This window comes from Novosphingobium sp. CCH12-A3, assembly GCF_001556015.1.
GTDB classification, from domain to species: domain Bacteria; phylum Pseudomonadota; class Alphaproteobacteria; order Sphingomonadales; family Sphingomonadaceae; genus Novosphingobium; species Novosphingobium subterraneum.
In genome coordinates this window covers 1-23,562 of sequence record NZ_LSIA01000297.1, presented here as the reverse complement: position 1 = coordinate 23,562, position 23,562 = coordinate 1, and the positions used below count along the sequence as shown (strand labels likewise).

Here is a 23,562-nt window from a genome sequence, read left to right as displayed (position 1 = left end):
GTCCGTCCAATCTCCGCCAAGCATGCTCAAGCTTCACGATTTTTGCAACAGAGCCAACCTGAGATCCGGCGCCAGTCGTAACGACATAGTCTGGCCGGTGTCGGCGCACGATGCGTAAGGACGTCCAAATATTCTTGAATGCTGAACGCAGCATTTTCAAAGGTGAGCCGAGCCGCGCCTGGCCCAGAGCGAAGTGAGGGACAAACTCCACTGTCTCGTCGCGCGCTATCGAGCGACCAAGCGCGGTATCTTCAGTCACGAAGAAATGGTCGTATTCCGCCCAAAAAGGTTTCAAATCGAGTAGCTGCCGCACGTGCCCACCGCCCGAGGCAGCAAGACAGAATTTCGGGTCGCGTGCCATAGACAGCCTCGATTAAGAATTTGGCCCCGACCGGCGCATTCAAGCCAAATTAGGGAAATGGTGATTTGCCCCTATCTCAGAAAATTTCGATTGTGTAGAGAGTTCCTCCGTACTTCCCGCCCACAGAAGGCCAAATGGACTATGATAAGATTTACGCTGGTGATCTCTTGCCTGGCCCTTACCGCCTGCGGCGCCGAGAAGGAAAAAGCCCCCACCGGCCAAGTCGTAGCACGGATCGCTGGAGCGGAAATCACTGCTGCTGAACTCCGGCTTGAAACCCCCTCTTTGCCGGATGATCCTGTGGCCGTGCGAGAAATTCAGCAACAAGCGCTCGAAGGGCTGATTTCCCGCAAGATTCTTGCCGCTTATGCACAGTCAGAGGGAATGGACAAGACACCGGAAGCGGCCATGGTACTCAGCAGGGCTCGGGATTTGGCTCTCATGCAACTTGTCAGGAGCGCGCTATCAAAGAATGTGCCGAACGTCTCAGACGATGAGGTTGCCGCTTACGTCACAGCCCACCCTGCCAGCTTTGCGCAACGTAAACTTTTGACAGTCGACCAGTTCATTCTGCCGCCCGTGTCGACTTCGATCGCCAAGCAGTTGGCCGCATACCAAAGCTTGCAACAGGTAAAGGATCTGCTTGAACGATCAGGCATAAAGTATGTCCGGTCTGCCGCGATTATGGACACGCTCAGTCTCGAGCCCGAAGTTGCCGCTACAACAGCCGGACTGAAAGAGGGAGCGCTCCTGATGACACCCGGCGGAGATGGTGGATTCGTGATGTCACAGATCACAGCGATCCGCGCCGAACCTCTTGAGGATGCAGCCGCATTGCAAGCCGCGCGCTTTATCCTGACCAACCAGCGCAGCACCACGCAAGTCCGGAATGCGCTTAACACTATTGTAAAGCGCGAACGGGCCAAAGTGATGGTTAATCCCGCTTTCGTGACAAAAACGGGTCAAGCCACTACGGCTGAGCCTGGCCCCGCCAAGGGAGATGCACGCTGAGCCCCTTGCACATGAAAATCGGATTGCTCTGGCACTCGCTCGCCTCGGGGAACCTCGGCGTCGATGCCCTCACCCTTTCGAACATTGCCATAGTCCGTCAGGAATTGGAAAAACTGGGTCTTGACGCGCATTTGATCGTCATCGGCATGCGCGACAATCACGACGCTTCAACCTTGCGGAAAAACAGTGCTGACGTTTTCGTGGTCGACGGTCGAAGCATCATATCTCCCCGTGGATACTGGTCGCTTCTCGCGTCACTGGATGCGATTATCGATATTGGGGCTGGGGACAGCTTTGCGCAGATTTATGGGCCGAAACGTTTTGCCTATCTATGGGCAACTAAAGCCCTGGCTTACGTGCGCAAAGTGCCGCTTGTTCTTGCTCCACAAACGATAGGACCGTTCACCGGTACCATTTATCGCAAACTTGCAAAAGCAGTTATGAATCGCGCACGCTGTGTCGTCGCCCGAGATATTCAGAGCTTCGACGTAGCGCGCGAGATTGCGCCAGGTGCACGCGTTGTCCTGGCCACTGACGTGGCTTTTGAGCTCCCCTTCACCCGCGCTCCGACCACCAATGACTCCAAGCCTGTTCGCATAGGCTTGAATGCCTCTGGCCTGCTCTATCGACAAGCCGAAAGTGGAGAGAACAGGTTCGGCCTCTCCTACAATTACGCCGGCTTCATTCACGCTTTGCTTGAGACTTTCGCGACTGACCACAGCGTACAAATAGAATTGATCGCGCATGCAACGAGCCGGACCGACCCTGGCGATGACGATGGCGCTTTGGCCGACCGTCTCGCCGCAATGTATCCGTTTGCAAGACGTATCCCGGATTTCTCAGGCGCCGAGGCCGCAAAGTCGCACATCAGCGGGCTGGATGTGCTTGTGGCTGGCAGAATGCACGCCTGCATCGCAGCATTTTCGGCGGGCGTCCCGGTAGTACCCACAGCATATAGCCGCAAGTTCTCCGGGCTGTTCGGTTCTCTTGGCTATGACTGCATCCTGCCTGAAACCGGCTATAGTGTGGACGAGGCTTTGCAATTCGTTCTGGCACACATTCAAGAACGCGAACGACTGAAGGCGCAGATCGCGAGAGCCAGGACAAATGTCGATGCTCGGCTTCAGACTTATCGAGACGAATTGCAAAAGCTGCTCACGTCCGTGTCGAACGCACGCCGATGACAACCCCCAACCGGCCCTGTTTAGGCACTGAGAACTCCGCACGGCTTACTGGCGGCAGCCTCAATCTGGTTCTCTGCCCAACTGTTTCTCGGCCGACGCCGAGCACCTCGGCTTGCATTACCGGGTCTATGGTTCGACGCCTCAATCGAGCTGTGTCCCAAGCGCCGCCAAATAGATCGACCTCTGCAATCGCCCTACAAATGCAACCGTTGGGCCGTTAGGAGGTCGGTATCGCCTCGTTGCGTTCCAATTTGGGGCGCCGCAGACGTCGGTTCGCAACCTCATTGGCCCGGACCGAGGATTACGGTAACAAGCCGATCAAGATAGCTGAAAGTCTTGCCCAATGCGCCATCAATCTGTTTGCATTCTGTTGTCTCCGCTGGCGTGGACCTTTGTCCCTTCATGCGCCTCTGCGCAAGAAGCGACACAGGTTACGACTGTCAGTCTGACCAGCGCCCTTCGGGCAGAAAGCAACGTGGCCAAGGCGAACCCTGACCGCGCCTTGCAGCGTGGTCTCCAGCAGGCCGATCAACGCCTCACCGTCGGGGCTGAGCTAAGTCTCATTCGACCGCTAGGCCGGAACAGTCTCGAGCTTACCGCCTTTGCCGGATATGACTTCTACAATCGCAATGCGAGGCTGAACCGTGAGCGGATCGCGCTGGATGCCGACGCCGGACTATACTTTGGCAACTGCCAACTTCAATTGAATCCTCGCTTTGAGCGTCGCCAGAGCGACCTGGCGCAACTTGCTGTCCTGAATGTTCCCGGGATCGACAGCGTACGAAACACGCAGACCGTTCAGAATTATGAATCAAGCCTCCAGTGTGGGCGCGCAAACGGTTTGAAGATACTAGGGTCGGCTGGATACACCCAAGGAAACAACAGCAACTCGTTGCGCCGCTTCGCCAATTATCGCGGCCATCAGCTGCAGGCCGGAGTGTCTTATCAGAATCCCGTGCTGGGTGAGTTCACGGCGACGCTCGGTCGTGACCGCATCACATATCCCGAACGGTCAGGCACGATCGGCCTGTCAGGCTACCGGATCGATCAGCTGAAGATTACAGGACGGCGAGAAATTGGCGCAATTCTGACTGCAAATGCGTCTCTGGCATACAGTAATCTCGACCCTGACGGTCCGGCGGGAGGAGGCTTCAAGGGTTTGACATGGACCGCGGGTCTTTCTGCCGTCCCCAGCACCGATCTTCGAGTAACTCTCGACTTCGCCAGATCGTTGAATCCGTCCTTGGGCGGCGAAGCGCTCTATAGCCGTGACACCAGCTACGCGCTTGCTGCGGAATACGCCCTGACGCCGCGGACATCGGTCTTTTCAGGCGTGACGCGCAATGACCGGCGTTTCGCCAATGCCAGGTCGACGCAAACGGTTCTCCTGACCAACGACCGGCTTGATCAATTGAATGCGGGCTTGCGCATGCAAGTCAATCGGCGCTTGAAACTGTCCCTCGAAGGAGGGCATGAACGCCGCAATGCGAACGGGACATTTCTCGATTACAGAAACACTTACGGCTTGCTTACAGCCTCCATCACACTCGGGAATTTCTGACATGGACCACAAAAAGCTGATTGCGTCTGCCTTGGGCACAGTATTGCTGATCGCTGGGTCGGCAGTGGCACAAGTCGCCCCACCTGCTTCGGGAAGCACCCCCGCGAGTACGCTAAACCAAGGGTACCTGCTCGGTCCTGGCGATGTCATCGAGGTCAGCGTGCTCGGCCAGGCCGAATTCACCACTCGTCAGCCCGTCCAGGCCGACGGAACGGTCACCCTGCAATATATTCATGCAGTGAAGGCCTCGGGGTTGTCCGTGCTGCAATTTCGCGATCAGGTCGCCCGGCTCCTCAAGCAAGGGGGGTTCTACAATGATCCGGTCGTGATTGTCGGTGTGGCCCAGTACGCTAGCCGCTATGTTACTGTGCTCGGCGAGTTTGGCACACCCGGCATCCTTCCGGTAGACCGTCCTTACCGAGTCTCGGAAATCATTGCGCGCGCCGGCGGCGTCCGTGCAACTGCAGGGGACACCGTCATTGTGCGGCGGAGCAACGGCGATGAGCTTTCGCTGTCAATCTCCGCCGTCGCCAGCGGCGGGCCTCTGGAAGATCCGTACGTCAGTCCCGACGACAAGTTGTTCATTGCAACAGCGGCAAATTTCTACGTTTCGGGTCAGGTCGGTGCCCCTGGCGTCTACAAGCTCGAAAAGAACATGACCTATCGGATGGCGCTCGCCCGCGCCGGCGGTGTCACGGATCGCGGATCGATGGGCAAGGTTTCGGTCTATCGAAATGGGAAGAAGGTAAAAGTCGACCTCGATGCGCCAGTCGCTGCCGATGACTCAATTTTCATAGGCGAGCGGTTCTTCTGATGAGCATGCGCACCGGAGACAAAGCATGAGCCTGATACAATTTCTGCGTATCTTCTGGGCGCGCAGAGGGATCATCCTGATCGCTCTCGTGGCAAGCCTGTCTGCAGCGCTTTTGGCAGGACGCGTGCTACCTCCCCGCTACACTGCACAATCCCGCGTCCTCATGGACGTTGTGAAGCCCGATCCGGTTACCGGGGAGATGATCTCCTCGGCATTTGCTCGTGCCTATGTGAAGACTCAGATCGAGCTGATCCGTGACTATCGCATCGCCGGACGCGCTACCGACCTTCTGGGATGGGCGGACTCTCCTGAGCTCGCGGCACAGTATCGGGCACGCGATCCGAATGATACCAGGGACTTCCGCAGGTGGCTTGCGCAAAGGATAATGGACGGAACCTCTACTCAACTTGTCGAGGGGAGCAACGTTCTCGAAATCTCCTATTCATCGTCCAACCCCGAGATTGCAGCTCAGGTAGCCGATGCAATCAGGCGCGCCTACGTAGATCAAGCGATTGCCTTCAAACGGGAGGATGCTGCCAACAACGCCCGCTGGTTTCGTGGACAGGCAGACGAGATCAGGGGCCGTCTGACTCAAGCAGAATCGCGCCTCTCCAACTTCGAACGCGCGAACGGCATTGTTCTGGATCAGGATTTGATCGATCAGGAAAGCAAGCGTCTCGCTGCCCTTTCTGCGGCAACGCCGATGCCAACCATGAATATGCCTGCTGTGGCTCCAACCAATCCCATGGCAGGTCAAATTGCCGAGGCAAACGCAGCTATCGCTGCCGCCGAGAAATCTCTTGGGCCGAACAATCCGCAATTGATCGACCTCAGACGGCGGCGTGACGCGCTAATTGCGGCAGGTGCCGCAGCAACACCCCGAGTCAGCGGCGGATCGTCAGGCCCTTCCCTGCAGGCGCTGGTGGGATCGCAACAGGCCAAGGTTCTCGCGCAACGTGGCCTCGTCGACGAGGCACGTCGTTTTGCGAGTGATGTCGCGGTCTTGCGTGAACAATATCAGAAGACGTCCGCACGAGCGGTTGATCTTGAGCAGCAGGCTCAAGCCCTCGACAGCGGCCTTACTTTGCTCGGCAGTGCGACTACGCCAACCCAGCCGACGTTTCCCAACTGGCCATTGCTGATTTTCGGCTCTGCTGCGCTCGGTCTGGTCATGGGTGTGCTGGTTGCGCTTCTCGCAGAGCTGACGGCGCGTCGCGTACGTGGCGTCGAAGACATGCGTTTTGCCAATGTGCCGGTTCTGGGAACGATGTCGGGCGCTTCGGATACCGGGGGCGAACGCCCGACATGGAGAAAGATCTTGGGTGACATACGCATACTGCCGCTGAAATCTGCAGGGAGAGCGTAATGGCGACCATCGAGCAGTCAGAGACGACCGACCCTAAGAGCAGCGAGAAGTTTGCATTCTCACCCAGCGTCATTATTGCTTCACAACCGCAATCGGTGGCCGCCGAAGCGCTTCGCACGCTTCGCGGTGTGATTATGACCCAGCACGTTCAAGCCGGGCGCAGAGCTCTTGCCATCTGCAGCCCATCGGCAGGGACCGGCTGTACTTTCATCGCTGCAAATCTTGCCGTCGCCATGTCGCAAGCCGGAGTCAACACGCTTCTGATCGATGCCAACCTGCGCAGCCCTGGCATGTCAGAGTACATCCGAGGGCCAAAATCCAACGTGGGTCTAGTCGAGCTCCTGCGAGACGAGACCCTACCGTTGAGTGAAGGCGTCCAGCTCGTCCAGGACAATCTGTCAGTGCTCCATGCGGGCAACGTGGACGATGACGGCATTCAAAACCTGGGAGGCCAGGCTTTTCAAAACCTGATTGGAACCTGCCTGCGTGAATATGATCTGACCGTGATCGACACGCCGGCAGCGAACCGGTTTTCGGACTGCCGCCGGATCGCGTCGGTGACCCGGTATGCCCTGGTCGTGGCCTGCCGCGAACGCAGTTATGTGAACGATGTGAAACAACTGGTGAATGAGTTGCAGTTCGAAAATACGGCTGTCATCGGCACCTTCCTAAATGACTTCTGAGGCTCGCGGCGCGATCGAAGGACAACGACCGGAACGCAGCACCAAGCTGCCTGTCTACCTTCCGCTCCTGGCCGGGCTGCTGGTGCTGGCCATTCCGACGATTGGCAATCTGGGTAGGCAGGTCTGGACAACCGACCTCGGCGCGCACGGCCCAATCGTGCTCACGACAGGTCTCTGGCTGCTTTATCACAACGGATTGCGATTAGACCGCACAGTTCTCGGCGGTTCATGGCTTCAAGCCATCTGGCCTTGCTTGCTCGGGTGGCCCTTGTATGTGTTTGGCCGCGCCTACGACTTCATCAGCATAGAAGTGGCAGGTTTTTACCTTGTATCGCTCGGATTCTTATGGCGCCTGATGGGTTTTTCGGAACTGAAAAGGCATGCATTTCCGCTATTTTATCTGGGGTTTCTCATTCCACCGCCAGGCTGGATGGTAGACCGCGCTACTGCCCCCCTGCAAATGCTGGTTAGCGAACTCGGCATGAAGATTTCGACGCTCGCGGGTCTGCCGGTCGCACGCCAGGGTGTGACGCTCCAGGTGGCGCAATATCAGTTGCTCGTCGAGGATGCGTGCTCGGGAATGAATTCCCTTGTCGGCATGACAGCAGTGAGCCTGTTTTACATCTACCTTCTGCGGCGCGCATCCTGGCGCTATGCTGCATTGCTCGTATGCCTGATTGTACCGCTCGCCGTGGCCGTTAACGTTCTGCGAGTCGTCACCCTCATATTCATCACGTACTATCTAGGCGATGATGTTGCGCAAGGGTTCCTGCATGCAACGACAGGTGTCATCCTGTTCGGCTTGGGTCTTGTCCTCATATTTGGAGCAGACATGGTTTTCTGGCGCATACTCAACCGATCTGCGAAATGATTGACCGGCGCAATCTTCTCGCCGGTCTGGCGTGCGCGGGATCCTTGGGATTGGCAGAGGCTCTGCGGCCGCGTCGTACGTTGGCCTTTGTCCCAGCAGACGCAGAGCTCGGAACCTTGATTCCCTCTGACGTTGCCCCCTGGATCGCTGGCGAGGGAGGAGAAATTGTCATTCCGCGAGTCGAAGGCTCCCTGGCAAGCCGCCTCTATTCACAGCAAGTCGCGCGGTTCTACCGGGATCCTGCAGCAACTTTGCCAAGCGTGATGCTACTCGCGGCGTACGGCAAGGCACAAAGCGATGTTCTGCAGCTGCATCGCCCCGAAGTATGCTATCCGGCCATCGGCTTTGAGATCGTCGACAGGTGGTTCGTCGACCTCGACGCCGGGCGAGGCCGCAAGGTTCCGGCTGTTGCTTTGACTGCACGGACAGGCGCGCGCACGGAAGACATCGTTTACTGGACAAGGGTTGGTCTGGATCTACCCCGAACGACAGCTGAGCAGCGTTCTGGCCGCCTCAAGGCTGCATTTGCAGGATATATCGGTGACGGGCTCTTGGTCCGCGCATCGGCCGTGCGCAATGCACAAGTGCCGCTCCACCGCTCCGTGATCCGTTTCCACGAGACGCTACTTAACAATCTTGCCGATGCGTCGCGCCTCGCAATGATCGGGCCCGAGCCCAAATCCAGCTGACGCTCGCCACATCTTCTCAGATGCGGAAGAAGCACTCGATTTGATTCCTAAGATCGACCTTCTTGCGACGCATCACCGCAAAATGGCCGTGGAACTACATGATGGAGAGGGCGACGAAACCTGCAGCGATAACCAGGCCCCACGAAGCCAACGCCAGCAGAGCGATAATCCCAAGCTTAGGCGGCGACTTCGTTGCGGCTTCACCGTTGTAATGTTGCGCCAACATCATCTGAAGATCGCGGGCCATCCAGCCGTCGCGCTGGGCCCGGGTTGCCCCGTGTTCGCCCGAGATATCGATCACGGAAACCGGTTCGACCCTGGATCTGGCCGCCCTGGAAGCGACCGCATCGTGAAAAGGCATTCCAGGCGTTCTAGCGGGTGCACTCTTGGCCATAAAGAATTCCTTCTGATCACCCATCCGGACGAACCGTGCAGAGAATGAGCCAAAAAGGACAACAAACAGTTAACACCGAGGTTCGGAGTTGCCTTGAAGAAGTGGCAAGTGGTATCCCCATCCCCACCTGCCCCGGAACATGGGATCGAATGACAGAATCCCATTTTCAAGCCATAGACATATTACGCAGTCGACCAGCTTCAGGTACAGATGCGGCTGAAGGCGGCGGTGCCGTTTTCAAACCATTGATGGCAAAACGCCGCTTTTGAATTGAGCTTGTGGGGATAGCGGCCAAGAAGTTTCGCTCGCGGCGGCCTCGCAGATGGCGGTACTGTCACAGCCCTTGTCAACCAGCAGCGTGGTGCCTCAGGAATAGCATCAAGCAGTGCCTGGCTTCTGGCCGCGAGACTCTCCCGCCCCGGCGGTCGGCTAGCGGCGATTGTCTTGCACAGCCAATCATCCTGCGTGAGAAGCACCTGACAGGGTCAAGACCCAGAAATCGGGCGGAGCACCAATGCGAAGCGGCAATGAACTCGTCGACAATCCGGAAGTCACGATGATATGCTTGTCGCCGATGCGAATTGACCCGCATCGAAGTTTATTCCCAAATATCTGCGACACCCGGACTGGCGCCCCGATCAGCGGCAGGACAATCTGACCGCAATGAGTATGCCCGGCCAGCAAGACCGCAGGGCCTTGAGGCAGCCATTTCAAGATATCCGGCGAATGGGCAAGGTAGACAATTGCTCCATCCGTTTTTGTCCTCAACCGCCGCACCGCAGCGAGGGTCCCTCCAAGACGAGCATGTCCTGATACACTGTCGCCTGACCCGGCCAGGATCAAAGGGCCGCGACGCACTGCTCCATTATCCACCAAGGTAACACCTGACTGTTCCAGCTGATTCCGGAGCAGTAAAGTGTTGCTTCCATGATCGTGGTTTCCAAGCACCGCTACAGTGCCGTAGCGCGAACGTAACCGCTTCATCTGTGCCGCAACTTCGATGATGTCCGCAGAGTCCGCAGCCCAATCGGTGAGAAAATCGCCGGCGACCAGAACGACATCTGGTTGGACCGCATTGATGCGGTCGATAATGCGCGAAAGCCTTTTGGCGGTCATGTCAATACCGCCGAGGTGAATATCAGCCAGCAGCACGGCGCGAACAGGCCGCTGACGCGCAGGCCACTCTGGCAACTCCAAGGTGGCCTCGCGCATGAGCGGAGGCTGTATTGCTTGCGACACTCCAAGGGCGCTCGAGCCCAGGACCAGCACGGCCAAGGTAATCCTTAACCACCGACACCTGCGTTCGGACGTTTTCCCGACGATCGTCCACATTGTCCTGCGCCTGTGAGGCCCGTCACGCAAAGTTTCTTCCTGACCTGTATTCTGGGTTGATAATGCGTCGGACGGATCAAAATCAAACGAGGAAAATCCTTAACCGATTTGAATTTAAAGGTGTAACGTTCTGTCAAGCCGACTCTGGGCAGTATGGCGTTGCTGGGATTTGAGGAGCTTGAAACTCGTGCCTTCATTTGCGCCTTTTCGGCAATCTCTCAGTCTGCTTCGCGGGCGCCGCCTGATGGGCATCGCGATGGCCATGCTGGTCGGGCTGGCCGGAACCGCTGCGCTTCAGCGGAGCATCGCCGGTGCGGGCGTCCAGGCCACGGCATCCAGCAGCGGTCCTGCAGGACTTAGCGCCCTCGAACTGTTCGCACAAAGATCGCCTGGCCAACGCTTGGCAGCAGAACTGGCGAAGGGCAAGGCGCTGGCACAGGTCGCAATCGGCAAGAACGTCGATCCCGCCTCATCCCCGGCCAGCCCGAACGAACGTGCGCTGGGCAAGATATTTTCGCCCGAGGACCTTGTTGACGATCCCGCTATTGGAGCTCAGGACGGGCTTGGCAGTGCTGCACCTCTATCCTTGCCTGCTGCTCTTGCGGCGGTGACGCCAGGTCCTGCGGGTTTCAACGGCGTTGGCCCGTTGCCGGGCAGCCTTCCGGGCAGCGTGATAACCCCTCCTGGACAAGGTGTCCTCCCTCCCGGAGGGGGTTCCGTTGTCCCGGAGCCTGCAACATGGTTCATCATGATCATCGGGCTCGGCCTCACCGGAATCGTTTTGCGCAAGCGACATCGTTTGGAACTTATCGCTTGCTCAGACTGACTGGCTGCATTCTGAAATCAATCGGTCTGGCCTTTTTCCTGCTGATCGCGGCGTGCAGGAATGAGAGCGATACCGCATGGCAGGACGCGTCACGTTCCGCCATGACGCCTCCAACTGCAATATCCCGGTCGTTGCATGAACCACGAATCTTCTTAACACCGCAACAAGCGCGTCAGTTGTCCTCTCGGGATGGTTGGCCCGCGATGGTGTCCTCGTTGTTGGAAGTTCCCGCCGCGATGGCCTATGGCGAATACCGCTGGCAGGATGTCCTGCATTCCTCGCCCGGTGGCTCAGGGGCAGTCATGGTCCGCGTCGATCTCGATCGGCAGATCATATCGGTGTTCCGGGGCGGCGAGGAGATTGGCACGGCTGTCATTCTGCATGGCGTAGATGAATATCCAACGCCTCGAGGCTCCTTTCCCGTGATCGCCATGATGCGCGATCACGTGTCGGCAACCTACGACTCCGCCCCGATGCCGTTTACCCTTCGGCTGACGAACGACGGCGTCTCCATTCATGGAAGCGACGTGCAGGCCGGCTTGGGAACGCATGGATGCATCGGCATTCCTTCCGAATTTGCCAAAAGATTGTTTGCAGTGATCCATGTGGGCGATGTGGTCCACATCGTGTAGCATACCAGATGCGTAAGGCATATGCCGGTGGCGAGGTGGTCTCCGGGCACATTTCGTGACCAGTGGCAAGCTCCGGAAATGCTTGATGCGCTCGGACAGCACTCGAACAGGTTGCGTAGACGACCGAGCCAATCCGAAGACGGTCAGCGCTGCTTGCGATTGGAGCGCGACGGGTTCCATGTCTCGGTCTCCGTGCCCCTTTCTTACCCGTCGCACTTTGCTGGAGGACGCGGCCCCAGGCGAGCCCAGCAACACAATCTGCCTTCGAAAGTCGCGGGAACAGCAGCCAGAAGCGATTGTGCACTCCGGCTTGGCGCCAGCGAACAAACCGATTACAACACGTCGTCGAGGAGCCATGGCGCGGGGGCCCATCCGGCCGTGAAGAAGCAGGCCGAAGCCGGGCGGAAGTTCCGTTCAGAAACCGACGATGATCTACACCGGGAACCCTGCGCGGCTTGTTCGGCAGGGAAAGCTCGATGATCAGATATCCTCTGTCCGTCAACTCAGACCGTCACCTCCATTGCATTGGCCAGCCTAAATCACGCCAGCCAGAAAACCTTAAACCGGTTTAGGAGTCATCGCCGGGATCGCACACCCCCGAGCCAGAGGACATTCTCCACGGCGCGCCGGAATTTCATCGCGAGCGCCTGCGCTTGCTGGCGCGCTGCCAGGTCCACGCGATGATCGATCAGCCTCGCAGGTATTGCTGGAAAGTTAACCAAGTCGCGAAAGTGCTGGTCAATCCACCTTTGCCACGATGCCTCCATTGGAGGCGATTGTGTTCTTTATAAAAAAACTCTCAAGTACCTGCTCCGCTCTCGTACTTGCCATCCTTCCGGCAGCGGCCGGTGGTTCGCCGTTTAACGATGACTTCGCGCAAGAAGTGCTGGCAGCGCATAATCGCGAGCGTTCGACCCTTGGCGTACCGAGTCTGGTCTGGAACAGGGAGCTGGCGGACGGTGCCCAGAAGTGGGCACAGCATCTTGCCGACACAGGGCGCTTCGAACATTCTCCAAATGTCCAAGGTGAGCCAGCACTTGGCGAGAACATCTGGGGCGGCACTCCGGGCGCTTTCCGGCCTGAGTCCATGGTCGCATTATGGATTGCGGAAAAGCGCAACTACAAGCCTGGTGTATTCCCGAACAATAGCGAGACAGGCAATGTAAGGGACGTCGCGCACTACACGCAGGTAGTGTGGCGCCGAACTTTGCAAGTCGGCTGCGGTCGTGCAGCAAGCCGGGGCGAGGAAATCATGGTCTGTCGCTACAGCCGACCCGGCAACGTCATCGGAACCTCTCCCGTCTGATGTGTGAACACGCAGTTTCCTGGCGTTTCGCTCACGCGGTTCAAGGGATGATTGCGCGATTTGGCTGACGGAAATCCCGTTAGCAATGCGCTTTACCAGTACGGCTGCTCACAATCAGCCGAGACCGTGGAGTTGCCCGCCGTGCCATTGAGAAGTCTTCACTAGGCGTTGACAGGCCGGCCTAGACGAGCCACCAACAAACAAGGTGAGGTCTGTGCAGGTTCTGCTTTTGCCCTCAATCTAAGCACCTCATGTTGCGTCGGATGCCGCGTGCACCGCTTGGGACGCACACTAGCAGATCAGGATCTTCCATGAAGATTGCAATTATTGGATCAGGATACGTTGGCCTGGTGTCCGGCACATGTCTTGCCGACTTTGGGCACGACGTCGTCTGCGTCGACAAGGACGAGGCGAAGATCGCCAACCTGCTCGCAGGCGTCATGCCAATCTACGAGCCGGGTCTCGCGGAACTTGTCGCAGCAAACGTCAAAGCGGAACGATTGTCCTTCTCCTCGTCTCTGGCCGCGTCAATCGAAGGCGCGCAGGTGGTATTCATCGCCGTCGGCACCCCTGCACGTCGCGGCGACGGTCACGCGGACCTGAGCTACGTCAAGACAGTAGCGCACGAAATTGCCGCAAACATCAAGTCGCCGACCGTTGTCGTCACGAAATCGACGGTACCCGTCGGGACGGGTGATGAGATCGAGCGGATCCTCGCTGCGAGCGGCACGCCGGTAGCATGCTCAGTCGTCTCGAACCCCGAATTCCTGCGCGAAGGAGCGGCTATCGGCGATTTCAAGCGCCCTGATCGTATCGTCATAGGCGCCGAGGATGAATGGGCCCGCAACGTGATGACTGAAGTCTATCGGCCCCTGTTCCTGAACAAGGCGCCCATCTTGTTTACGTCCAGGCGAAGCGCGGAGCTGATCAAATACGCCTCCAATGCCTTTCTCGCGACGAAGATCACTTTCATCAACGAAATGGCCGACTTGTGCGAGAAGGTGCAGGCGAACGTGCAGGACGTGGCACGCGGAATGGGCCTCGACAACCGGATCGGCACAAAATTTCTACACGCAGGTCCAGGTTACGGCGGTTCGTGTTTTCCCAAGGACACCCTCGCCCTGCTCAAGACAGCGGAAGAGTTCAGCAGTCCTGTGCGGCTTGTTGAAGCCGTGGTGAACGTAAATGAAACGCGCAAGCGGGCAATGGGCCGCAAAGTGATCGAAGCACTTGGCGGAAGCGCACGGGACAAGCGCGTCGCAATACTGGGCCTGACATTCAAGCCAAACACCGATGACATGCGCGATGCTCCGTCGATCGCGATCATTCAGACGCTTCTGGATGCAGGCGCAGACGTGGTCGCTTATGATCCGGAAGGCATGGAAGCGGCCGCGCGTCTCATGCCTGATGTAACTATGGCGACCAATGTATATGACGCGATCGAAGCGGCAGACGCGATCGTGCTGGTAACCGAGTGGGACGCGTTTCGTGCACTTGATTTCGGACGCATCCACAACAGGGCCAAGGCTCCTGTGCTTATCGATTTGCGAAATGTCTATGATCCGGCTCAGGCGCGCGAGGCGGGCATCATCTATACCAGTGTTGGCCGCCCCTGACAGCACGTAAAGCTATGCCTGTGTCGAGAAGGGTTCAATGGCTACCCGCTGTGGACATGTCTGAGCCAGTAGCTGGGGGTGGTGAGATGGATCATTCCGCGGGAGCTATTGTTCGGTGTGTCCTATCGGGTCGCTATTTCTGAGAAGGTCGAGCAGGCGCTCGAAATGGATACACTGCACTGAAAGCGCACAATCATGCCCGATTTTCCCCGGCTTGAATGTCCCTGGAATGGCGGCCCTGATGGTCCATGGGCAGAATTGATGCGGATCGCGTCGGTATCAGGGCCCTTCTCGACGAGCAACGCGACAGGTGCGTGCTCGGGCACGCCATCCGGGCGTCGCAGGCGTCGCTATCTGCCCCTCGCCGACCGTCAGGTGGAATAAGAGCAGTAGTCCGAGAGCAACTGCCAATGGCAGTAGAGCTTACTGGCGAACCCACCCACACGCGGCTGGGAGCGGGTCAAAGACTCCCCGTTTCCCGTCCGCTGTCGACGCGGGCGCTGAATGTTGCGCTCTCATTGTCTGTCAGACCCCGGCTTCGCGCCAGCGCCTGAAGCCACGATTGATGGCGCCCCAACGCCATCCTGGGGTGCCACGTCGCGCCGCAGAGCGCCGAAACATTGCTGCCGAAGGATGCTGCTGATGACCGAACGGTACTGCTCGAACCATCTCCCTCGACCGCGCTTTCCAAGCTCGATTGATAGCAGGCCCTTGCAATACAACATTTTTCTTCAGTCAATCCGCTTATGCCCAAGCCTGCCACCCAAAAGCAGGCATAGGTCAAGCCGAGCAACGCGCGACAGCCGCCATTGCCGTCCTTGGGCACCGCGTAACACTGCAGAGTGCCATTCGACTTCTGCGAAAGCTCGACTGGCTAATGTGGTGCGATTCCTCCGAACCCTTGCCCACGCCGCCGAGCCCTCCGTCCGACGAACCCGGAAGACCCCACAAGATTGAGCGTCCGGTCGCCGATAGCGCAGGCGAACTCGCGCCGCCCTGTCCGCACAGATTAGATGCACTTTGTGAACTAACGCATTAAAGGATCAACAAACTTTCCCCAGGCGTTAGCGCTGACATCTTCCTGCCTTTCGACGGAATGACCGGGGTACAAGGCGGCGTAGGGGCCAAATGAGCGTGCGAAGATGCCGAAACTCGGATCATATTCCATAAATGAGACAAGGACTGATTGTACGCACATGTGATCGGGATAATCCTCGGCAGGTGGCAGCTGTGCCATGGCTTTTCTATAGGGGAAAAAGAAGTCTCGCCGAAGCTTCGCTTCGTCCCCGCGCCCCATGCCGGACCTTCAACCTGCGTGATGGCGCGCCGCGCAGTCAGGGGGAATACTGCAAGCCAATATCAGGGGCCGCAGCACCGCCCCCGGGTATTGGATATGATATAGGTCTGGTTGCGGGAACCAGATGAAACGCCGGTTCTTGAAGCGCCGGTTCTTGAAGCAGGGCCAAGACGTTGAACTTGCTGCAAGGGATGCTCCTTGACTTTCAAGCCAGTTTTTGCCCTTTGACTGTTGCTCTGCGGAAGAGCGTGCGCTGCTACCGCGGTGCAGAATGGAGCGTCTTCGAAACGTGACGAAATCCTGTAAAAGCTCTCGCAAGGGCATCATCCTTGCTGGTGGTTCTGGAACCCGCCTCTATCCGTTGACGCGCGGGGTATCCAAGCAGCTCATGCCGGTGTTCGATAAGCCGATGATCTATTATCCACTCAGCACGTTGATGCTGGCGGGTATTCGCGACATCCTGATTATCACCACTCCCGAGGACGCGGTTCAGTTCCAGCGCGTTCTTGGTGACGGATCCGCATTTGGAATCGCATTGTCCTATGCCGTCCAGCCGAAACCTGACGGCCTTGCACAGGCCTTCCATATCGGCGCGGAATTTGTCGGCGGCGCGCCCAGCGCGCTGGTGCTGGGGGACAACATCTTCTACGGTCATGGCCTGCCGCAGCTGCTGCAGAATGCCAATCGGCGCGAGACCGGAGCGAGCGTGTTCGCATATCGCGTCAACAATCCCGAAGCCTATGGTGTTGTAGCCTTCGACGAGGCTGGCCGCGCACGTTCGATCGAAGAGAAGCCGGCACAGCCACAATCCAACTATGCTGTGACTGGTCTTTACTTTTATGACGAGACGGTGGTGGATCGTGCACGCGAGCTCAAACCTTCGCAGCGTGGCGAACTGGAGATTACCGACCTCAACCGGCTCTACATGAACGAGGGTGCGCTTTCGGTCGAGATCATGGGGCGGGGTTACGCTTGGCTGGACACCGGCACACACGGATCATTGCTGGATGCAGCAACTTATGTCCGCATCACCGAGGAACGGCAGGGCCTGAAAATCTGCTGCCCCGAGGAAATCGCGTGGCGACAGGGGTTCATCAGTGATGCCGAACTTGAAGCAATTGCCGAACCGTTGCGCAAATCGGGATATGGCGAATATCTATTGCAACTTCTGACGCAAAAAGGTTCGCTGTGAGAATTATCGAATGTGACATCCAAGGTCCACTTATCATCGAACCCAAGGTTTTTGGCGACGAACGCGGCTTCTTTTTTGAGAGCTGGAACAGCGCCGCATTCGCTGCGGCGGGACTTGATCTGACATTCGTGCAAGACAATCATAGCCGGTCGCAGAAGGGCGTTTTGCGCGGCATGCATTTCCAGAATCCCCACCCGCAAGGCAAGCTGGTGCGCGTGGCACGCGGCGCTGTCTACGACGTCGCGGTCGACCTGCGCCGCTCGTCGCGAGATTTCGGGAAATGGACAGGAGTCGTTCTCTCAGCAGAGAACAAACGCATGTTCTGGGTGCCAGAAGGCTTTGCCCACGGCTTTCTGACACTCGAGGATGACACGGATTTCCTCTACAAGTGCACCGCGCATTACGCGCCGCAGTTCGAGAGCTGCCTCGCCTGGGACGACCCTGCGGTGGGAATCGAATGGCCACTTGACGGAATTGCGCCGAAGCTTTCGGCCAAGGATGCCGTTGGCCTCTCGCTCGATCAGGTGACGCCCTTTCCATGAAAGCCCTCGTAACCGGCATCGACGGCCAGGTCGGGAAGGCCCTTTTGGAGACTGCTCCGGAAGGATGGACTTGCATCGGATATCGTCGCGCAGGACTCAATCTTGGCGATGCCGATGCAATCGTCCGCATTGTTGGGACCGAACGGCCCGATGTCGTGATCAATGCAGCTGCTTACACAGCTGTCGACAAGGCCGAAACTGAACAGGTCTTGGCGCATGTCATCAATGCCAAGGCCCCACGGGTCTTTTCTGAGGTTCTCGCACGCACAGGTGGACGGCTCGTGCAGGTCTCGACCGATTTCGTGTTCGACGGAACCGATGGTCATGGCTATCGCCCGAGTGATGTGCGAAACCCGCTTTCGGTTTACGGCGCCAGCAAGGCCGCCGGCGAGGATGGCGCAGGCTCGGATGCAATCATCGTGCGAACAAGCTGGGTCTACGCTGCGGGTGGCGCCAATTTCGTACGGACCATGCTTCGACTGATGCGCGAACGCGACGAACTGCGCGTTGTGGCCGACCAAATCGGATCGCCGACCTGGGCCACCGGACTTGCGCGGACGCTTTGGGGCTTGGCACTGCACAACCAACCGGGCATTTTTCATCATCGCGATGCAGGTGTTGCCAGCTGGTATGACTTCGCAATCGCCATCGCCGAAGAGGCACAAGCTCTGGGCATGCTGAAGCGCATTCCGAAAATCGTGCCGATTGCTACAGCCGATTTCCCAACGCCTGCACGACGCCCGTCATTCTCGGTCCTCGATGTCAGTTCGACCAGGGCCGTACTTGGTGATGAATGGGTACATTGGCGCAGGCACCTGCGGACCATGCTCAAAGAGGAAAGATCCCTTGCCTAACCTGCTTGTCACCGGAGGTGCCGGATTTATCGGCGGCAATTTCGTCCATTATTGGAGCAAGATGCACCCTGACGATGCGATCATCGTCCTGGATTGCCTTACCTACGCCGGAAATCGGTCGACCATTGCTGACGTCGAACAGGCCGAACTGGTCGTAGGCAACATACGCGATACCGATCTGGTCCAAAAGCTGCTGCGCGAACGCAATATCGCAACGCTCATTCACTTTGCTGCCGAAAGCCATGTAGACCGATCGATAAGCGGACCCGACGCGTTCATCGACACGAACATCCTTGGCACAAACAGCCTGCTCAAGGCCGCGCGACAGGTCTGGCTCGATAGCGGCAGTGGACGCGCGCATCGTTTTCATCATATTTCGACAGACGAGGTTTACGGATCGCTTGGGCCCGATGATCCGGCGTTCCGTGAGACCACGCAGTTTCAGCCGAACTCGCCCTACTCGGCATCCAAGGCGGCCTCGGACCACCTCGTTCGGGCCTATCATCATACCTATGGCCTTGATGTTACCACGACCAACTGCTCGAACAATTACGGTCCCTATCACTATCCCGAAAAGCTTATTCCCCTGTTCTTACTCAATGCTCTGTCAGGACGCCCGCTGCCGATCTATGGCGACGGTATGAATGTCCGCGACTGGCTCTACGTCGAGGATCACTGTCGCGGTATCGAGGCAACACTGCTGAACGGCAAGGCTGGCGAAGTCTACAATATCGGGGGTGGCGAGGAATTGCCCAACATGGCGGTTATCGACCGGATCTGCGCGGAAGTCGATCTTGCCTTCGCCGAGATCGAAGGCCTGGCAGAACGTTATCCGGACGCTCCGGCGGCAAAGGGGCGGGAGACCAGTGAATTGAAGACATTCGTCGAAGACCGCAAGGGCCACGATCGGCGCTACGCCATCGACGAGACCAAGGCGCGATCCGAGATCGGCTACGTACCGCAGTATGATTTCGAAAGCGGCCTGCGCAAGACGGTCCGTTGGTATCTCGAGAACGAGGCTTGGTGGAGGCCATTGGTGGCAGCTTAGCACCAAGGCGGTCAGATCAGGCCGGAATGCCTGCGACAGGTGCCAAGGATTGGCCGAGCCCAGGTCTTGATGACAATGATAGCTCATGTCATTCTGCAAAGCCGTCGGCTCGCTCAGACAGGCTGAAGATGAGTTTTACGCGGGCCGCAGCCAAGCCTGCCAGCAGTGCGCCAAGCCATCCCGGATCACTTTTGGTGCCCTCCCCGTCCCATGTCTTTGCTTCGGGTGCTCACAGGGTACAACGCCGATCGCACTTTTATCGAAATCGTGCTTGTGCAGCCCCTGATGCCGGTTTGCTTCGTCCAGCCGAGACCTGTATCGAGCCTTGTAAAAGAGCCTTAATGATTGCGCAGAAAGCTCGCTCTTCACGAGCGGCCGAAGCATGTTCGCATAGTCAGTCCCATGGCAGTGACCACGCGGTTTTTGCTTTCAGATAAACGCTTGGTTTCTCAGGTTTTTCCAGAATCTGAATGCTTGGCCGGGACGCCGCATGCCCCCACCTCACGCGATCACTTCAATCTGCACCCGGAATCACACCACGAGCGGTCCCTAACCCTGCCCGGTGCAGTTTGACCTGCATCTGAGGTAAGAACTTCTTTGCGCCCGCCGGTGCCGCAACGCCTGATCGACAGGCGGTTGCATAAATCAGGCAGCTTTGCTCGACCACTTCTTGCCCCGCCTCTTCCCCGGCTGCAAGGTCGAGGAATATTTCCCTTAAGCAATTGGGACCAAGATGATTTTGCAGCGATACACGCGATTTGCGTTCCTCACCCTGTTCTGCCTCACCGCCACTGCTATCGTTGCTCTTGCCCTCACTCCTTCCCCTCCGGCATTGGGGATTGGCGACAAGATTGAGCACGTAATAGCGTTTGGATGCCTCTCGTTGCTCTCACTCATCGCCTTTCCAAAGCAGCGCAAGTTGGTGCTTGCCCTGGCTCTCGCTACGCTTGGGGCCCTGATCGAATGTCTTCAGCTGTTGCCTGCCCTTAGGCGCAGTTCAGACGGGATCGACTGGATCGCTGATTGTGCTGCCATCGGGATTGTCTTCGGATCGGCTGCCGCGATGCAGCGACTGGAAGGCTGGAGATCCGTAGCGTAGACACCGGAATAGTCGTTTCTTTCTAAATCCTTGGAGCTGTTCGTCCGGCGATGGTATGTCCATCGAAGCGTTGGCCTGAACTGAAAGCAAATTCCTCCACAACTAGTCGGCACCTGGTCGCCACGGATTCGGTGACTGTTCCGGTGATGTCCTTGCCCGAGCTTTCGGATGCTACTTTATGAGCAATCATGTCCGCAATCCGGGTTGGCGCGGAGTGGAGCGGGGGCCTCGAAGACGGAGGTCGGTTTGATGCAGCGGCGGTCGGCAGGGTCCCGTCGCGCGCTTGCCATTCCGGGTTGGGAACGACAGGGTAACTTTTGTGATGCGACGCGATCTTGATCATCTTCCCGCCAACAAGCGGCGCGAGCTGGAGCGGGTGCTGCAGTTGATCTTCGAGGAGTTCGAAGACGTGACTGCCTGCGCCAGCGCAGCGCGCCGCAAGGCCGGGCGGATACTCAAGGTCATTCTCTATGGCAGCTACGCGCGCGGAGGCTGGGTCGATGAACCCCATACTGCCAAGGGGTACAAGTCGGACTTCGACCTGCTGATCATCGTCAACCACAAGGACCTGACCGACCGGGTCAAGTACTGGTCCCGGCTCGATGACCGCCTCATGCGAGAGTACGGGATCACCGGAACATTGAAGACCCCGGTGAACTTCATCGTCCACACGCTCGGTGAGGTGAACGATGGGCTCGCGCATGGCCGCTACTTCTTCATGGACGTCGCCAGGGACGGCATCGCGCTTTACGAGGCTGACGATACCGAACTGCACAGCCCCAAGCCCAAGACGCCAGAGCAGGCGCTGGCAATGGCGAAAGAGTATTTCGAGGATTGGATCCCCAGCGCCCAAAGTTTTGTGAGAGGTTTTCGTCATGCAGTGGGTGACGGCGATCTCAGAAAGGCTGCGTTCGACCTCCACCAAGCGGCTGAGCGCCTCTACCATTGCGTGCTCTTAGTTGTCACATTCTACACACCGCACGTGCACAACCTTTCGTTTCTACGCACTCAGGCGGAACGGATTGATCGTCGCCTGACCTACGTCTGGCCTTCGGATAACCGGAAGCAGCGCGCGATGTTCGAGAAACTCAAGGAGGCCTACGTCAAGGCCCGCTACTCCAGGCACTATCGCATTACCGCCGAGGAATTGTCCTGGCTCGGTGAGCAGGTCGAGGAACTGGGCCGCGTGGTGCACACGGTCTGTCTCGAGCGCCTGACCCTGTTGGAAGCAAAGGCATCAAAAGCATGATCCTTGGCGGCCAAGCATCATTTCCCCGGAAAGGCCGGTTTTCGCGCGTCCAGTGGCCGGACCGGCCAAAATCGGGTTCTCAGCAAATCAAAGAGCAGTGCTACGCGCACTGGAGGATAACGCACGATTTGTCCGGTCGATGCCGCTGGACGACGGTCGACGGCCTGCGCGGGTTCGGCGAACCGAAGTCATTATGACGCTAAGTCAAGCTGTGCCTTAGCCAGAACTCGAACATCCGGAGCGGATCCAGGGATGCACAATGGATTAAGGAAACACCACATCGTTGCCATTGTGGCAGCGCTTCAGCTTGCCAATCCCACTGCAGCGCGCGCGCCATTGGAGAGGGCAAACACGCTTGAGCCCTTTTATGCAGTCAGGGAGCAAGATCTGCGACTGTCGATGATCATGCGCAGGCTGATTACCGGTAACGCCGCCATTTGCCGTAACCAGATGCCGTTCACGGGACTCATTCTGCATGCGCAAAGTCAATATGACAGGCACTTTGCGGCATCGTTGGCCCAAGCGGGGTACTTCCCTGCCCCGGTAGCAGTCGAACTGGTTTTATCTGATAGCCCGGCAGCAACTGCAGGCTTGAAAGTGGGTGATGGAATAGTCGCAATCAACGATATCGCACTGCCCTTGGACGGCTCCGCCAAACGTAGCAGCATGGATCGCGACAAGGCAGAGCGATTGCTGCTTATGCAATCTGCCGATGCGCCTATCAACATCACGATACAACGCAATGGGGAGACAGCACCGAGAGTTGTCTCGCTGCAACCTCAACGGACCTGTCGAGCTCGCTGGGAAGTAACCTTCGACAAGGCGGACCTCGGCCTCTCAGACGGAGAAATTGTTCAGCTTTCGGCGCATTTCCTCGATGATCAAACCGACGATTTTGTGGCCGTCATTGCGGCCCATGAACTGGCACACGTGGTTCTCGGGCACCGCCAAAAGCTCGAGAGCCTGAATGTAAGATACACTGCTCTGTCTGCCTATGGGAGAAGCGGCAAGCTTATCCGCGCTGCAGAAGATGAAGCTGATCGCTTGAGCGTCCACCTGTTGGCCAATGCCGGTTACAATCCCGAGCTTGCAGTACAGTTCTGGGAAGGACCAGGAAAACGCTACAGCGGGGGAATCCTGCGAAGCCCGACGCACGCTTCTGCCTCCGCAAGGGCGACGGCGATCCGGCGCGAGATTGAAGGACTGGCCCCATCGTCCGGAAACAATACGAAAGCTCACGCCCCATAGATCCTTGCATCGGCACGAACCCGTTCTGTCTCCCCGCATCGTCGGCGCGTAACCGGCGAGTTGAGTTTTCGTTCTTGTTTCGGACTTCTCCGTGAGGAAATGGGCTCTGACACATTTTTGGGGGCTGGACCGGCCTGCATCAAGCAAGTTCCTCGCCTGGCACGCCCTCATCTAAGGGGTGTCAATTTCCGGATTGGGGATTAGAGAGCGACTGGTCCATACCGGCAACGGGGCAGTGAAAGCGGCCTGCGGCAACACCAAAGCCAAGGATCGCGCGGCCAATGTGCCGGGCGTCCATGTGACGTAACTCTTATGCGAAAGCCCATCCCCACATGTGCGGAATCATCGGAATCGTCGGCAAGGAACAGGTGGCAGACCGGCTGGTCG

21 protein-coding genes and 2 pseudogenes are annotated in these 23,562 nt (G+C 57.9%); 18 read left to right on the top strand and 5 right to left on the bottom strand.

Annotated features, from left to right (window positions below; all coding sequences use genetic code 11):
- A pseudogene (locus AX703_RS27655) lies at positions 1-361 on the bottom strand (exopolysaccharide biosynthesis protein); the annotation flags it as partial.
- Between the two features lie 141 nt (positions 362-502).
- Between AX703_RS27655 and AX703_RS24800 the strand changes: the two are divergent.
- From AX703_RS24800 to AX703_RS24765, 8 genes are all read left to right on the top strand, one after another.
- Positions 503-1,372 carry a hypothetical protein gene (locus AX703_RS24800; RefSeq protein ID WP_039338365.1) on the top strand — a complete coding sequence of 290 codons (870 nt, stop codon included), beginning with the start codon at positions 503-505 and terminating at the stop codon, positions 1,370-1,372.
- Between the two features lie 11 nt (positions 1,373-1,383).
- Complete coding sequence (locus AX703_RS24795) at positions 1,384-2,556, top strand: polysaccharide pyruvyl transferase family protein (RefSeq protein ID WP_062348041.1); 1,173 nt, start codon at positions 1,384-1,386, stop codon at positions 2,554-2,556.
- A 475-nt stretch (positions 2,557-3,031) separates the two neighbouring features.
- Positions 3,032-4,117: a porin gene (locus tag AX703_RS24790; protein ID WP_039338363.1), complete on the top strand. Its 1,086-nt coding sequence runs from the start codon at positions 3,032-3,034 to the stop codon at positions 4,115-4,117.
- Position 4,118: 1 nt separating this feature from the next.
- Entirely contained in the window at positions 4,119-4,931 is an 813-nt protein-coding gene (locus AX703_RS24785; protein ID WP_062348039.1) for a polysaccharide biosynthesis/export family protein, read from the top strand.
- 25 nt (positions 4,932-4,956) lie between these two features.
- A complete protein-coding gene (locus AX703_RS24780) occupies positions 4,957-6,297 on the top strand; it encodes a Wzz/FepE/Etk N-terminal domain-containing protein (protein WP_082734799.1) in 1,341 nt (446 codons plus the stop codon).
- Positions 6,297-6,980: a CpsD/CapB family tyrosine-protein kinase gene (locus AX703_RS24775; RefSeq protein ID WP_062348035.1), complete on the top strand. Its 684-nt coding sequence runs from the start codon at positions 6,297-6,299 to the stop codon at positions 6,978-6,980. Before AX703_RS24780 ends, AX703_RS24775 begins: the two co-directional genes overlap by 1 nt.
- Complete coding sequence (gene xrt / locus AX703_RS24770; RefSeq protein ID WP_082734798.1) at positions 6,970-7,851, top strand: exosortase; 882 nt, start codon at positions 6,970-6,972, stop codon at positions 7,849-7,851. The genes AX703_RS24775 and xrt overlap by 11 nt, the downstream gene beginning before the upstream one ends.
- A complete protein-coding gene (locus AX703_RS24765; protein WP_062348033.1) occupies positions 7,848-8,540 on the top strand; it encodes an exosortase C-terminal domain/associated protein EpsI in 693 nt (230 codons plus the stop codon). The genes xrt and AX703_RS24765 overlap by 4 nt, the downstream gene beginning before the upstream one ends.
- Positions 8,541-8,634: 94 nt before the next feature.
- On the opposite strand, the gene AX703_RS24760 is transcribed toward AX703_RS24765, so the two are convergent.
- Positions 8,635-8,958, bottom strand: a complete 324-nt coding sequence (locus AX703_RS24760; RefSeq protein WP_062348031.1) for a hypothetical protein — start codon at positions 8,956-8,958, stop codon at positions 8,635-8,637.
- 432 nt (positions 8,959-9,390) lie between these two features.
- Positions 9,391-10,146 carry a metallophosphoesterase gene (locus tag AX703_RS24755; protein ID WP_197423829.1) on the bottom strand — a complete coding sequence of 252 codons (756 nt, stop codon included), beginning with the start codon at positions 10,144-10,146 and terminating at the stop codon, positions 9,391-9,393.
- Positions 10,147-10,510: 364 nt separating this feature from the next.
- On the opposite strand from AX703_RS24755, the gene AX703_RS24750 reads away from it, so the two are divergent.
- Together AX703_RS24750 and AX703_RS27020 are read left to right on the top strand one after the other, a co-directional pair.
- Complete coding sequence (locus tag AX703_RS24750) at positions 10,511-11,092, top strand: PEPxxWA-CTERM sorting domain-containing protein (RefSeq protein WP_039338356.1); 582 nt, start codon at positions 10,511-10,513, stop codon at positions 11,090-11,092.
- On the top strand, positions 11,080-11,724 hold the full coding sequence (locus AX703_RS27020) for a L,D-transpeptidase family protein (protein ID WP_231735690.1): 645 nt from the start codon (positions 11,080-11,082) through the stop codon (positions 11,722-11,724). Before AX703_RS24750 ends, AX703_RS27020 begins: the two co-directional genes overlap by 13 nt.
- A 298-nt stretch (positions 11,725-12,022) precedes the next feature.
- Here AX703_RS27020 and AX703_RS29005 read toward each other — a convergent pair.
- Positions 12,023-12,226 (bottom strand): annotated as a pseudogene (locus AX703_RS29005) (transposase); the annotation flags it as partial.
- Between the two features lie 264 nt (positions 12,227-12,490).
- On the opposite strand from AX703_RS29005, the gene AX703_RS24740 reads away from it, so the two are divergent.
- From AX703_RS24740 to rfbB, 6 genes are all read left to right on the top strand, one after another.
- Positions 12,491-13,030, top strand: coding sequence for a CAP family protein (locus tag AX703_RS24740; protein WP_197423828.1), 540 nt, complete (start codon positions 12,491-12,493; stop codon positions 13,028-13,030).
- Between the two features lie 311 nt (positions 13,031-13,341).
- Complete coding sequence (locus AX703_RS24735) at positions 13,342-14,646, top strand: UDP-glucose/GDP-mannose dehydrogenase family protein (RefSeq protein WP_062348023.1); 1,305 nt, start codon at positions 13,342-13,344, stop codon at positions 14,644-14,646.
- A gap of 1,568 nt (positions 14,647-16,214) precedes the next feature.
- Positions 16,215-17,135 (top strand): glucose-1-phosphate thymidylyltransferase RfbA, encoded by a 921-nt coding sequence (gene rfbA / locus AX703_RS24725; protein ID WP_052242755.1) that lies wholly within the window; start codon positions 16,215-16,217, stop codon positions 17,133-17,135.
- Positions 17,132-17,677 (top strand): dTDP-4-dehydrorhamnose 3,5-epimerase, encoded by a 546-nt coding sequence (gene rfbC, locus AX703_RS24720; RefSeq protein WP_062348018.1) that lies wholly within the window; start codon positions 17,132-17,134, stop codon positions 17,675-17,677. Before rfbA ends, rfbC begins: the two co-directional genes overlap by 4 nt.
- Positions 17,674-18,531, top strand: coding sequence for a dTDP-4-dehydrorhamnose reductase (gene rfbD, locus AX703_RS24715; protein WP_062348016.1), 858 nt, complete (start codon positions 17,674-17,676; stop codon positions 18,529-18,531). The genes rfbC and rfbD overlap by 4 nt, the downstream gene beginning before the upstream one ends.
- The gene (gene rfbB / locus AX703_RS24710) at positions 18,524-19,579 is read left to right on the top strand and encodes a dTDP-glucose 4,6-dehydratase (protein WP_062348014.1); all 1,056 of its coding nucleotides are present in this window, start codon (positions 18,524-18,526) and stop codon (positions 19,577-19,579) included. Before rfbD ends, rfbB begins: the two co-directional genes overlap by 8 nt.
- A gap of 514 nt (positions 19,580-20,093) precedes the next feature.
- On the opposite strand, the gene AX703_RS27645 is transcribed toward rfbB, so the two are convergent.
- On the bottom strand, positions 20,094-20,438 hold the full coding sequence (locus AX703_RS27645; protein WP_156135936.1) for a hypothetical protein: 345 nt from the start codon (positions 20,436-20,438) through the stop codon (positions 20,094-20,096).
- Between the two features lie 562 nt (positions 20,439-21,000).
- Here AX703_RS27645 and AX703_RS24700 point away from each other — a divergent pair.
- Together AX703_RS24700 and AX703_RS24695 are read left to right on the top strand one after the other, a co-directional pair.
- Entirely contained in the window at positions 21,001-21,927 is a 927-nt protein-coding gene (locus AX703_RS24700; RefSeq protein ID WP_062348012.1) for a nucleotidyltransferase and HEPN domain-containing protein, read from the top strand.
- 252 nt (positions 21,928-22,179) lie between these two features.
- The gene (locus AX703_RS24695; RefSeq protein ID WP_062348010.1) at positions 22,180-23,175 is read left to right on the top strand and encodes a M48 family metallopeptidase; all 996 of its coding nucleotides are present in this window, start codon (positions 22,180-22,182) and stop codon (positions 23,173-23,175) included.
- The last annotated feature ends 387 nt before the right edge of the window (positions 23,176-23,562 follow it).

Coding starts and splice junctions, on each gene's coding strand:
- AX703_RS24800 (WP_039338365.1), top strand. CDS start 503: ATGATAAGATTTACGCTGGTGATCTCTTGCCTGGCCCTTACCGCCTGC.
- AX703_RS24795 (WP_062348041.1), top strand. CDS start 1,384: ATGAAAATCGGATTGCTCTGGCACTCGCTCGCCTCGGGGAACCTCGGC.
- AX703_RS24785 (WP_062348039.1), top strand. CDS start 4,119: ATGGACCACAAAAAGCTGATTGCGTCTGCCTTGGGCACAGTATTGCTG.
- AX703_RS24780 (WP_082734799.1), top strand. CDS start 4,957: ATGAGCCTGATACAATTTCTGCGTATCTTCTGGGCGCGCAGAGGGATC.
- AX703_RS24775 (WP_062348035.1), top strand. CDS start 6,297: ATGGCGACCATCGAGCAGTCAGAGACGACCGACCCTAAGAGCAGCGAG.
- xrt (WP_082734798.1), top strand. CDS start 6,970: ATGACTTCTGAGGCTCGCGGCGCGATCGAAGGACAACGACCGGAACGC.
- AX703_RS24765 (WP_062348033.1), top strand. CDS start 7,848: ATGATTGACCGGCGCAATCTTCTCGCCGGTCTGGCGTGCGCGGGATCC.
- AX703_RS24760 (WP_062348031.1), bottom strand. CDS start 8,958: ATGGGTGATCAGAAGGAATTCTTTATGGCCAAGAGTGCACCCGCTAGA.
- AX703_RS24755 (WP_197423829.1), bottom strand. CDS start 10,146: ATGCGCGAGGCCACCTTGGAGTTGCCAGAGTGGCCTGCGCGTCAGCGG.
- AX703_RS24750 (WP_039338356.1), top strand. CDS start 10,511: ATGGGCATCGCGATGGCCATGCTGGTCGGGCTGGCCGGAACCGCTGCG.
- AX703_RS24735 (WP_062348023.1), top strand. CDS start 13,342: ATGAAGATTGCAATTATTGGATCAGGATACGTTGGCCTGGTGTCCGGC.
- rfbA (WP_052242755.1), top strand. CDS start 16,215: ATGGAGCGTCTTCGAAACGTGACGAAATCCTGTAAAAGCTCTCGCAAG.
- rfbD (WP_062348016.1), top strand. CDS start 17,674: ATGAAAGCCCTCGTAACCGGCATCGACGGCCAGGTCGGGAAGGCCCTT.
- AX703_RS24700 (WP_062348012.1), top strand. CDS start 21,001: ATGCGACGCGATCTTGATCATCTTCCCGCCAACAAGCGGCGCGAGCTG.
- AX703_RS24695 (WP_062348010.1), top strand. CDS start 22,180: ATGCACAATGGATTAAGGAAACACCACATCGTTGCCATTGTGGCAGCG.